The sequence below is a fragment of the Thermoanaerobaculia bacterium genome (assembly GCA_035260525.1).
In the GTDB taxonomy this organism is placed as follows: domain Bacteria; phylum Acidobacteriota; class Thermoanaerobaculia; order UBA5066; family DATFVB01; genus DATFVB01.
In genome coordinates this window covers 1-10931 of the sequence record DATFVB010000365.1, presented here as the reverse complement: position 1 = coordinate 10931, position 10931 = coordinate 1, and the positions used below count along the sequence as shown (strand labels likewise).

The 10931-nt window shown below is 70.5% G+C and carries 11 protein-coding genes; 5 read left to right on the top strand and 6 right to left on the bottom strand.

The genetic code is table 11. The annotated features are described in order from the left end of the window. Nucleotides 1-910, top strand: a 910-nt coding sequence (locus tag VKH46_17345; protein HKB72600.1) for a hypothetical protein, incomplete at its 5' end; no start/stop codon positions are given. 289 nt (nucleotides 911-1199) lie between these two features. Then, nucleotides 1200-1658, top strand: coding sequence for an Hsp20/alpha crystallin family protein (locus VKH46_17340; GenBank protein HKB72599.1), 459 nt, complete (start codon nucleotides 1200-1202; stop codon nucleotides 1656-1658). A 74-nt stretch (nucleotides 1659-1732) separates the two neighbouring features. On the opposite strand, the gene hisC is transcribed toward VKH46_17340, so the two are convergent. Further along, the gene (gene hisC, locus VKH46_17335; GenBank protein HKB72598.1) at nucleotides 1733-2863 is read right to left on the bottom strand and encodes a histidinol-phosphate transaminase; all 1131 of its coding nucleotides are present in this window, start codon (nucleotides 2861-2863) and stop codon (nucleotides 1733-1735) included. A gap of 122 nt (nucleotides 2864-2985) precedes the next feature. Here hisC and VKH46_17330 point away from each other — a divergent pair, with 122 nt between their 5' ends. Next, the gene (locus VKH46_17330) at nucleotides 2986-3426 is read left to right on the top strand and encodes a DUF3617 family protein (GenBank protein ID HKB72597.1); all 441 of its coding nucleotides are present in this window, start codon (nucleotides 2986-2988) and stop codon (nucleotides 3424-3426) included. Nucleotides 3427-3470: 44 nt separating this feature from the next. On the opposite strand, the gene VKH46_17325 is transcribed toward VKH46_17330, so the two are convergent. From VKH46_17325 to VKH46_17315, 3 genes are read right to left on the bottom strand one after another with little or no spacing between them, the layout of a single operon-like run. Then, nucleotides 3471-5273 (bottom strand): hypothetical protein, encoded by a 1803-nt coding sequence (locus tag VKH46_17325; GenBank protein HKB72596.1) that lies wholly within the window; start codon nucleotides 5271-5273, stop codon nucleotides 3471-3473. Then, nucleotides 5270-6358 carry a pyridoxal phosphate-dependent aminotransferase gene (locus VKH46_17320; protein HKB72595.1) on the bottom strand — a complete coding sequence of 363 codons (1089 nt, stop codon included), beginning with the start codon at nucleotides 6356-6358 and terminating at the stop codon, nucleotides 5270-5272. Before VKH46_17320 ends, VKH46_17325 begins: the two co-directional genes overlap by 4 nt. Further along, complete coding sequence (locus VKH46_17315) at nucleotides 6355-7707, bottom strand: amino acid permease (GenBank protein HKB72594.1); 1353 nt, start codon at nucleotides 7705-7707, stop codon at nucleotides 6355-6357. The genes VKH46_17320 and VKH46_17315 overlap by 4 nt, the downstream gene beginning before the upstream one ends. A gap of 76 nt (nucleotides 7708-7783) precedes the next feature. On the opposite strand from VKH46_17315, the gene VKH46_17310 reads away from it, so the two are divergent. Next, nucleotides 7784-8314: a GNAT family N-acetyltransferase gene (locus VKH46_17310; GenBank protein ID HKB72593.1), complete on the top strand. Its 531-nt coding sequence runs from the start codon at nucleotides 7784-7786 to the stop codon at nucleotides 8312-8314. Between the two features lie 4 nt (nucleotides 8315-8318). On the opposite strand, the gene VKH46_17305 is transcribed toward VKH46_17310, so the two are convergent. Beyond that, nucleotides 8319-9632 carry a M20/M25/M40 family metallo-hydrolase gene (locus VKH46_17305; GenBank protein ID HKB72592.1) on the bottom strand — a complete coding sequence of 438 codons (1314 nt, stop codon included), beginning with the start codon at nucleotides 9630-9632 and terminating at the stop codon, nucleotides 8319-8321. Between the two features lie 96 nt (nucleotides 9633-9728). Here VKH46_17305 and VKH46_17300 point away from each other — a divergent pair, with 96 nt between their 5' ends. Beyond that, nucleotides 9729-10175: a CBS domain-containing protein gene (locus VKH46_17300; protein ID HKB72591.1), complete on the top strand. Its 447-nt coding sequence runs from the start codon at nucleotides 9729-9731 to the stop codon at nucleotides 10173-10175. A gap of 280 nt (nucleotides 10176-10455) precedes the next feature. Here VKH46_17300 and VKH46_17295 read toward each other — a convergent pair whose 3' ends face one another. Continuing rightward, entirely contained in the window at nucleotides 10456-10878 is a 423-nt protein-coding gene (locus VKH46_17295) for a hypothetical protein (GenBank protein ID HKB72590.1), read from the bottom strand. Nucleotides 10879-10931 lie beyond the last annotated feature (53 nt).

The following is a 10931-nucleotide window of genomic DNA, read 5'->3' as shown; positions in this document are numbered from 1 at the left end:
CGAGGCGGAGGGGCTCCTCGTCGCGCGACCCGCGGTGACCGACCTCGGCACGATGGCGCCGGTCGCGGAGTACGAGAAGGCCGTCGAGGAGGCCATCGCCCGCGACGACGTCGACGCCCTGATCGCGATCTACGCGTGCGTCGGGGAGTGCGACCCGGAGATCGTGGGGAGGGCGATTCGGCGCGGCGTCCTGCGGGCCGAGCGCCGAAGCGGGGTCGCCAAGCCCGCGCTCCTGTGCCTCATGGGCGCGGCGGGCGCCGTGGCGTTCGGCGGCGAAGGGGAGGCCGACGCGTCGTGGCGTCACGTCTTTCCCTCGTACCGGTTCCCGGAATCGGCCGCGCGAGCGCTCGGCCGTGCGGTGCAGTACGGCGCGTTCCGCCGGCGCCCGGCCGGCCGCGCGCTCGAGTTCGACGACATCGACGCCGCCGGGGCGCGCGCCGCGGCGGCCGCCGCGCTCGCCGCCGCGGGGCCGGGCGCGCTGACGCTCGAGGGTGGGCAAGCCGGCGAGATCCTCCGGCGATTCCGCCTCGCGGCGGACGGCGGGGAGAGCCTCGACGGTGAGCCGGCTTCGATCGCCGTCTCGTCGGACCCGAGCTTCGGGCCGCTGCTTCGCGTCCGGCGCGGGGGGCGCGAGCCGGTCGTGCGGATCACTCCTCTCACGGACAACGACATTCGCGAAATCATCGAGACCGCGGGGCTCGCGGGCGCTTCGGGCGCCGAAGAGCTTCTCGGCCGAGTGTCGCGGATGATCGAGGAGCTCCCGTGGCTGACCGGAATGCGCGGCGAGGTCCGGAAAGCGGCGGATCCGGGAGCTCCCGGCCTGGGGCTCGGCGGCGACGTCCGGATCGAGTTGCAGCCGGCGGGGTCGCCGGCACTGACGTCGGTGCCCGCGAGGAGCGGTCCCGGCTGATCCGGTATGGGAGGCGGGACAGCCGCAGCGGCGCCGGGCGGCGAGGTTCTCCTGTGCCGGGCGGCACTCCCGCGCGGCGAATGCGCGCGCGCCTCGACGGCGCAGCCGCCACGACGATCCCGGCGCGGTGAACCGCGCCTCTCCGGCGGATTCGCCTCCCAACTCGCGGCGACTCCGCGCGCCGAGGCGTTTGCGCCGGATCGTCCGTTCGATCGCGATGTCGTTGATGAAAACGGATCTTTCGATTCGTCCGCGAGCCAAGCACAATGCGATCGAAAGGAGACTCACCATGGAACTGATGCGCATGGAGACCCCGATCCGAGGACTCGACAAGCTTTCCGAGACCTTGAATCGTTTTCTTTCGACCCCGTGGCCCGCGTTCGACCGCACCCCTCTCGAGGAGGCGCTGACGGTCGCCGACTGGTCGCCGGTCGTCGACATCCAGGAGAACGACAAGGAATACATCATCAAGGCGGAGATCCCGGAGGTGAAGAAGGAGAACGTCAAGCTGACCGTCGAGGACGGCGCCCTGACGATCCGCGGCGAGCGATTCAAGGAGAAGGAGGAGAAAGGGAAGAGATTCCACCGCATGGAGCGGTCCTACGGGACCTTCATGCGGAGCTTCACCCTCCCCGTCGACGCGGACGAGAAGAAAATCGAGGCGAAATTCGAGGACGGCATGCTGAACGTCTTCCTTCCGAAGAGCGAAGCCAACAAGCCGAAGGCGATCGAGATCAAAGTCAAGTAGACGCGAGCGTCGGCCGACGCCATGTTCTGACTTGCGAGACGGGCGGGAGCCGCGAGGCTTCCGCCCGTCTCTTTTCAGGCCGCCCGCCTTCCCGGGACGATCTCCCGGAACGCCGCGAGGAACGCGCGCATCTCCTCGGGCGTCCCGATCGAGACCCGGAGCCAGTTCGGCATCGAGGCGAATCGCCGGCCGACGTGAATGCCGCGCTCCCGGAACTCGCGGATCACGGGATCGACGTCGGCCCCGACGTCGATCATCACGAAGTTCGCCTGCGAGGGGATGTACCGGCGGCCGTCCCGTTCGAGCTCGGCGCAGAGCTCGCGGCGCGTGCCGTTCAGGGTTCGGCGGCGGGACGGGACGAGCTCGGGATCCTCGAGGCTCGCGAGCGCGGCGGAGAGCGCGGCGGCGTTGACGTTGTCCCAGGAGGCGAACTCCCCGAGGGCGCGGATCTTGTCCGCCGAGGCGACGGCGTATCCGAGGCGCATTCCGGCGAGCCCGTAGATCTTCGAGAAGGTCCGGGCGACCACGGCGTTCGGAAATTCGGGAAGGAGCTCGAGCGCCGACCGGTAACCGGGGTCTTCGACGAAGTCGTGGTACGCCTCGTCGACGAGCACGGTCGTCGTCTGCGGCACGCGCGCGAGGAATCGGGAGAGATCCCTCCCGCCGACGACGGTTCCCGTGGGATTGTTCGGGTTGCAGACGTAGACGAGCCCCGTCGAGGCGTCGCACGCGGCCGCCATCCGGTCGAGATCGTGGCGGAACTCCGGCGTTTCCGGGACCTTCACGGGTTCGGCGTGCAGGACCGCCGCGTAAGCCAGCACCGCTTCGAACGTGGGCTCGGCGGCCACGACCTTCCGGCCCGGCCCGAGATACGCGGCGTCGGCCATCTGGAGGATCTGCGACGAACCGCATCCCAGGAGGACCTCCTCCGGGGCGACGCGGTGGCGGCGGGCGATCGCGTCCCGCACGCGCCGGGTGAGATCGTCGGGGTATCGGTGTCCGACGGCGGCGGAGCGGGCGATCGCCTCGCGGGCCTTCTCGGACGGTCCGTACGGGTTCTCGTTGGCGGAGAGCCGGATCGCCTCCTTCGGGAGGCGGTGAGCGGCGGCGAGCGCCGCGGCGGCGCCGGCAGGGCGGACGAGCGAGGCTCCGAGGGCGGCGCCGACGGTCCCCGCGAATCGCCGGCGCGTGATTCCTTCGTTCATGGTTCCTCTCCTCTTGCCGGGAGCTTACTCCCGCGCGGGCGGACGCACGCCGGCCGTCTGGCGGCGGCCCTGCCGCCGCGATAGACTCCCGCGGACTCGCATCATTCAAACGAGGAGGAAACATGCGATCTCCCCGAAGCACCGCCCTTGCCGTCGCCGCCGCCGCGATCCTTTCCTTCCCGGCGCTCGCCGCCGAGCCCACGCTCCGCCCGGGCCAGTACGAGATGAAAACGGAGATGACGATGGAGGGATTGGATCGTCAGATCCCGCCGACGACGATGACGCACTGCTACAGCGACCAGGACGTCAAGGACTACAAGAAGCTCGCGCAGGAAGGCCAGGGACGGAACAGGGATTGCGAGATGACGGACATGAAGTCGGCGGCGAACCACGTGTCGTGGTCGATGACGTGCAAGTCGGGAACGAAAGGGACCGGGGAGATGACCTACGAGGCGGGCGGTTACGAGATGACGGTCCACCTCGAGGCCGCGGGAGGGCCGCACGGCCCGATGAAGATGAAGATCCACACCACGGCGAAGCGGCTCGGGGACTGCCCGAAGTAGGCCGCGCTTTCCGCGCCGCGGGTCGCGGCGCGCTTCTTTTTCGGTCAGGGCCTCGGTTCGACGAGAGCGGGTGACGATGTCGGTCCCGCGCAGATCGGGGGCCGGCCCGCGGACGGCGCCCCCGGCGGAGCGCAGCCCCGCATCGCGGAGGCGTCGACCGCGATCAGGTGGCCGAGGTTCTGCGCGTAGACCACGCCGTCGGCGAGGACGACCGGCGTGTAAGCGGCGCCTTCGGCCGATTCGAGGAAGACGCGTCCCCGCAGGGCTCCTCCGGAGCCGATGGCATAGAGGTTCCCGTCCTCGGCGTTGGCGTAGACGCTGCCGTCTTCGCCGACGGCGACGAGGCTGACGCAGAGTTCGAATCCGCGCGGATGGTCGGCGACGCAAGCGAGCGACCCGTCGGGCCGCGGCGAGCACGACTGCGTGTTCGTGTTCCGGAACCGCCATTCGGGCGCGAGGGAGGGATCGAGCCGCGTCACGAAATACGCGTCGGGGTCGTCCGGATAGATCGCGGCCCGGGACGCGGGACAGAACGGGGAGAAGCCGCAGTACGCGCCGACGTCGTACCGGTTCTCCTTGAGAAGGATCGCGTACGTCCCGTCGTGCGCATACACCGCCGGCGTCGTGTCCCACCCGAACCCGTAGGAGCCGAGGAAGGTCCCGCCCGTGCCGAATTTCATCAGGTGCCCCTGCGCGAAGTTGTAGCGCGTCGCTGCGCCGTAGAGAACGCTCCCGTCGGGCGTCGGGACCGGAGCCGCCGACGAGCTGTCGTCGACGATCGCCGCGGGCATCTGGTTCGTCTCGGGGTCGACGCCGGGAAGCGCGCCTTCGCGGCAGCCTCCCGGTCCGCCGGTCGGGGGGACGGCGAAGCCGCACCCGTCGGCGAGCCGGTTCCGAAGCGAGGCGGCCCACCGGAAACCGAGGTCCGGTCCGAGCGCGACGACCCATCCCCACCGGCCGTCGAAATGCGAGCGGGCGACGGCGTACACCGTGCCGTCGTCACCGACCGCCGGGCCGGCGCCGACGGCCGGCCGCGGCGATCCGCAGGGGATCGTGGGAGGAGATGCGTCGCGCGACGGAGGAAACGGAAGCTGCGCCGTGGGAAAGGCGATCTCGCAGGCGGCGTCCGCCGCGGGCGCGCCGGAAAGATCCGCGTAGGCGAGAGTCGAGACCGCGCCGCCGGGCGCGATTCGGACGAGCCACGAACCCGGCGTGTCGGCGTTCCAGGGGTTCTCCGCGTCGAGAGCGATCACGTTGAAATAGACGCCCGCGTCGGAGGAGACGACCGGGCCCGTCAGGAACATTCGAGGATCGGGCGCTGTTCCGAACGGCCGGATGCGGGCCGAGAGGGCGCCGTCCTCCTTCCGGATCTCGTCGATCGTCCCTCCGGCGCCGGGAACGTACAGGAAATCTCCGCGAGCGGCCGGCTGGAACACCGGCTCCCAGAGGGGGCCGGAGCCGTAGGGATTGGTCCCGAATTGGGCGTACGGCACGGGCGTCCAGTCGCTCCACCGGGTCCAGCTCTCGACGAGGGCGCCGTCCTTCCAGTCCCACCGCCGGACGCCCCATGCCTGGGTTTCCCACTCGGACGAATGCGTGTAGGCCCCTCCCTTGACCTCCGTGTAGACGGAGCCTCCCTCGACGATCGGGACGGCGTAGTGCGCGCGGAGGTCGCCGGCGTCGGCGAGGATCGCGGGCGCGTTCGGATCGAGGACCACGTCGGCGAGGATCGCCGGCGCGGCCGGCGGCGCGGCGGCGGGCGCCGCCGCGGCCAGGCCGAGGAGCATCGCGAATGCCGCGGCAAGGGCCGGCGGCCGGCGACGGCCGATCGGCCGCTGCCGGCTCACGGGACGATCTCGTCGAGTGCGGCCGCGATCCGCCGAAGCCCCTCCTCGACCTCCGGCGTCTCGCCCCCGATTCCGATGCGGAAGCGGTCGGGCATCTCGAAGAACTCCCCCGGGACGACGCTCGTGTCGTATTTCTCCCGCAGGAGACGCCAGAACGCTCCCACTCCGCCGGACCCGAGCCGAGGAAAGGAGGTCGTTCCCGTTTCGGTCCGCGCCGCGTCGAGATCGGGCCGCGTGTCGAGGAACTGATGGAGGAGCGCGCGGTTGCGATCGAGCTGGGCCCTCGCGTGCGCGGCGATCTCCGCGATGTGGTCCAGGACGGCGACGGAAAGGAGCTCCGCCGGGTGCGCCGGTGTGGCGCCGTAGAGGTCGTTGATGCGCCACATCCGGCGCGCGAGCTCCGGCGGCGCGAGGATCCATCCACAGCGAAGGCCCGAGAGGCCGTAGGCCTTCGTGAGGCTGCCGGTCGCGACGAAATTTCCTCCGAGGAAGAACGCGGAGCGGAAGCCGTCGAAGGCGGTCTCGAGATAGACCTCGTCCACGAGGACCGCCGCTCCGCTTCGCTGCGCGATCGCCCCGATGTCGCGCAGCGCGTCCTCCTCCGCCCGCACGCTGGAAGGGTTGTGGAGGTTCGTCACGACGACGGCCCGCGTGCGCGGGGTGATGGCGCGCTCGACTTCGCGCGGGTCGAGCCGGAAGCCTTCGTCCGCGCGCCGCTCGAAGCGCCGGACCGACCCGCCGAGATACGCGGCCGCCGACGGGAGGAGCTCGTAGGTCGGCCGCTCGATCAGGACCTCGTCGCCGGGGTCGAAGAGGGCGGCGAGGGCGAGGTGATTCGCCATCGACGTTCCGGCGGCCGCGACGATCGACTCCGGCGGGGCGCCCGTTTTCCGGGCGAGCCGCTCCTGCAGCGGCGCATACCCGTAGATCGTCGCCCCGTTGATCTCGAGGTCCTCGAGCCGGACGGGGAGGCGCGACAACGGGTAGTTCGACAGGCCGCTCGTCGCGAGATCGAACCGTGCATGGGAGCGGAGCTTCGACCACTCCATGTACGGCGAGCCGGCTTCCCGGCGGGGGAGGCTCACGAGCGTCCCTTCTTGCGGCGGCTCCACGCGAGGTAGACCGGAATGCCGGCGACGAGAATGCCCATCCCGACCGCCGTGTTGACGGGGTACCGGGCGATCGTGCTCACAACGACGAGCCACGAGACGGCGACGAAGAGCGCGGTCGTGACGGGGTGCCCCGGCACGCGCGCGAGAGCGGGGAAGCGGGAGTCCCGCCGCGCGCCGCCTCTCTTTTCCCGGCGGCGGAAGACGAAGAGACAGGAGGCGGTGAGGCCGAAGAAGAGGAAGTCCATCGAGACGACGTAGCTCAGGATCTGGTCGTAGCGGCCCGACAGCGCGATCACGATCGCCATGACCGCCTGGAGCAGGATCGCGACCGTGGGGACGCCGTGCCGCGGGTCGAGCCATCCCACCCAACGAAAGAACAGCCCGTCCCGCGCCATGGCGTAGTACACGCGGGGCGCCGTGAGGATCGACTGGGAGAGAAAGCCGAGCGCCGAGATCGCGATCCCGAGGGCGATCCAGCGGGAGCCGGCGCGTCCGAACGCCCGCTGCATGACCGCCGAGGCCGGCGTGGCCGTGGCGGCGAGGCCCGCCGGTCCCAGGACCGACACGCAGACGTAATTCACGCCGAGGTAGAGCACGATCACCCCGGCGACGCCGAGGACGAGCGCGCGCGGGAGGTTCCGGCGAGGCTCCCGGATCTCTTCGGAGACGAAGCTCGAGGTCTGCCAGCCGCCGTAGGCGAAGAGGACCGGCACCATCGCCACGCCCATCGCCCGGAGGGTCCCGGCAGGAGCGGCCGGCGAGGCCGGGGGGGCGGCGGCCGCGGCGGAGGCGGCGCCTTCGTGGAACAGGAACCATCCGCCGCCCGCGACGAGCGCGGCGATCGCGACGATCTTGAGGACCATCAGGCCGCTCTGGACGGAGCTGCCGGAACGGACGCCGAAGCAGTTGACGATCGCGAGGCCGGCGAGGACGAGGGCGGCCAGCGCCGAAGGAGGGATCGCGCCGCCGGCCAGCTCCCGGAAGTACGCCGCGAACGTGACGGCGACGGCGGCCATTCCGCCGGTCTGGATCACGAGGAGGAGCACCCACCCGTAGAGGAACGCGACCGCGGGATGGTAAGCCTCGCGCAGGTACGCGTACTGGCCGCCGACCTCCGGCAGGCGCGTCGCGAGCTCCGCATAGATGAAGGCTCCGGCGAGCGCGATCAGGCCGCCGAGCGCCCACGCGCCGAGGATGAGGACCGGCGTCCGCACCTGGCGAGCGACGACGTAGGGATTGATGAAGATGCCCGATCCGACGATGCCGCCCATGACGATCATCGTGGCGTCGAAGAGCCCGAGTTTGGTCGACGCGGATCGGATGGCGGGGAACTCTATCAGAGTCGCGAGGACGAGTCGCGAGTCTCCGGATCTCCGGCCTCTCGACTAGAATTTTCCCGTGTTCACGCTGCGCCGGGCGATTCGGGGCGACGTCCCGCAGCTGCGCGAGCTGATTCCTCTTTCGGTGCGCGCGCTCTCGGCGCCCTGGTACTCCCGCGAGCAGATCGAGGCCGCGCTCGAGGAGGTCTTCGGCGTCGACACGCAGTTGATCGAGGACGGCACGTATCTCGTCGCCGAGGCCGACGGCCTCGTCGGGGCCGGAGGCTGGAGCCGCCGGGCGACGCTCTTTGGCGGTGATCAGCGGAAGGGCGGCGTTTCCGACGCGCGGCTCGATCCGGCGACGGAGGCCGCGCGCATCCGCGCGTTCTACGTACGGCCGGACTGGGCGCGCCGAGGCGTCGGCCGGGCGATCCTCGCGCGCTGCGAGGAGGAAGCGCACGCGGCCGGCTTCCGCCGTGCGGAGCTGCTCGCGACGCTGCCGGGCGTTGCTCTCTACTCCGCGATGGGCTACGAGGCGATCGGGCCGCTCGAGACCGCGATGCGGGACGGGCTCTCTCTCCCCGGGGTGCGGATGGGAAAGAGGATTTGAAGCTTCATTTAGCCGAAACAGAGGAGACGAGGCGCCAGAGCAGGATCGCGGCCTTCTTCGTCTGCGAGGGCAGGGTCGACAAATCCGCCGTCTCCCGTTCCGTGTGGTCGTCGGTGCCGCAGAGGCCGACGCCGTCGAGCGCCATCTTCACGCGGCCCGCGGCGAACGCGACGTCGGCCGCGCCGGCGTGCATCGGATCGGTGGCCGCGACCGGCCCGAGGCCGAGGTCCCGGCTGACGCGATCGTAGAGGGCGAGGAGCGAACGGTTACCGTCGGAAGGCGCCATCGGCGGATAGCCGTCCTCGAACCGGATCGTCGCCGTGGTCCGCGGGAGGTGATCCTCGACGATGCTCCGCATCGCCGTCTTCGCGGAGGCGAGCTGCTCCGGGGAGATGGTCCGGAGGTCGCCCTGCGCGATCGCGGTCCCGGCGACGACGTTTCCTTTCCCGAACGCGGTGCCCCGGTTCTGCGCGGAATCATAGGCGGCGTCCGTTCCTCCGACGATCGCCCCGGGCGAGAACGTCAGGTACATCTGGCTCGAGAGACGCCGGTAGAACCCGTCGAGGATCCTCGCGGCTTCGAAGATCGCTCCCGCGCCGACGTCCTCGCGGAAGATCTGCGAGGAATGCGCCGGCGTTCCTTCGACGCGGAGCACCCAGTCGCTCGATCCGCGGCGGGCGACGATCGCCTCGTCCCGGCGGCCGGAGCCGTCTTCGAAACCGATCGCGACGTCGGACCGCGAGGCGAGCTCCACGAGGTCTTTTCTGGCCTCCGACAGCGGCGCGCCCGCCTTCTCCTCGTCTCCGGTCATGATCACCGCGACGTTCATCCGGGCGAGGTCCCCGGTTTCGCCAAGTGCCTTCAGGGCGGTGACGACGACGACGTCGCCCCCCTTCATGTCGATGACGCCCGGGCCGCGGGCGCGCCCTCCGGCGAGACGCTCGAACCGCTGGAACGGGCTGTCTTTCTCGAACACCGTGTCGAGATGGCCGATCAGGAGGAGACGGGGGCCGGGGCCGTCCCGCTCGGCGACCAGGTGTCCGGCGCGATGGAACGGGGCGCCGTCGATCCAGCGGGTGCGGAAGCCGAGCGCGTCGAGCTCCTTCCGGAAGATCGCCCCGACCTCGCGGACCCCGTCGAAGTTCATCGTCCCGCTGTTGACGTCGACGACGCGCTCGAGCAGGGATTCGGCGCCGGCGGAAAGGGAATCCACGCGGCGGACGATGCGGCGCTCCGCACGGGAGAGGGCCGGCGCCTCCCTCGAGCCCGGTGCCGCGAGGGCTGCGGCGAGGAGGAGGGCCGGTGCGGGAACCGTCACGGGCGCAAGCGTATCGCAGCAGGCGCCGAATGATGCACCCGGCTCATGCCCGGAGCCGCTCCGGACGCGATGATGGAAGGCGGAAAGGGGAGCGCCATGAGACTCAAGGAAATCATGAAGAAGGACGTGGTCACTCTCGGCGCCGAAGCGCTGGAAGACGAGGCCCGCGAGCAGATGCGCCGAAATCGGATTCATCACATCGTCGTGACCCGCGGGAGCGACGTCATCGGCGTCGTTTCCGATCGCGATCTCGGCGCCAGGTCCGAAGCGCCGGACCGCATCACCCGAACCGTCGGCGACGTCATGACCCCCGCGGTCGCGACGGCGACCGGTACGACGACGGTCCGGGAGGCCGCGAATCTCATGCGGGGGCGGACGATCGGTTGTCTGCCGATCCTCGAGAAGGGGAGGCTCGCGGGAATCGTCACGACCTCGGACCTGCTGACCCTGATCGGCAAGGGCGTCGAACGCCCCGTCAATCAGACGAAGCGCTGGATCATGAAGGGACGCGGTCCCCGCCGGAAGGCGCCCGCCTCCGTCTGACCGCACCGGGTGTTGTCGTCCTCGCCGGATGAGGTCCGGAGGGAAGGGCGGCTCAGGGCCCGTTCGGCGGTCCTCCGGCTCGCTGTCGGACGCTCTCGGCAGGCACGGAGCCCGGTCGCCGAAGAAACGGCTGTCATTTGGTCCGACGACCAGGCGCGGCCAGACGTGCGGGAAGCCGGGTCCGGCGGGCCGGCTGGCGGCTAAGACGTACTGAGAACGTACGTCGTGCCGGCGGCCGGCCCGCCGGACCCGTATAACGGCGCGTGTGGTCCGCGCCGGCCTAGACGATCTTGACGGGGCTGCCGATCAGCGCGAGATGAAACCCCTCGAGCGCCGTATTGTCGAACTGGTTCCATCCGTCGCAGCCGCCGTGCTCCTTGGTCTCGACGTCGCAGCAGATCTCCGCGCCGGTCGCCTCCTGGCGGCCGGCGTGGTAGAGCGACGCGAGCTCCTCGAGCTTTTCGCGCGGGGCGCCGGGATGCGTGCGGGCGATCCACGCGAACCGGGTCTTGAGCTCCGCATCCGAGGCCGCGGCGAATCCCTTGCAGAAGATCCCGAGCTTGCCGACCGCGGAGCAGAGGCAGTGGTCCACGTCGGCGAAGGTCCGGAGCTTCTCGCGCAGATGGGCGATCGCCTCGGGACGGGAGAGGTGCTCGACCGGGAGCATCGTCTCGTCGCGTTGGGAGTTCGGGTCGATTCCCATGGTTCCTCTCCTCTCTGACGAAGGCGGCGGGCGCGGAGATCGTCCCCGCGCCC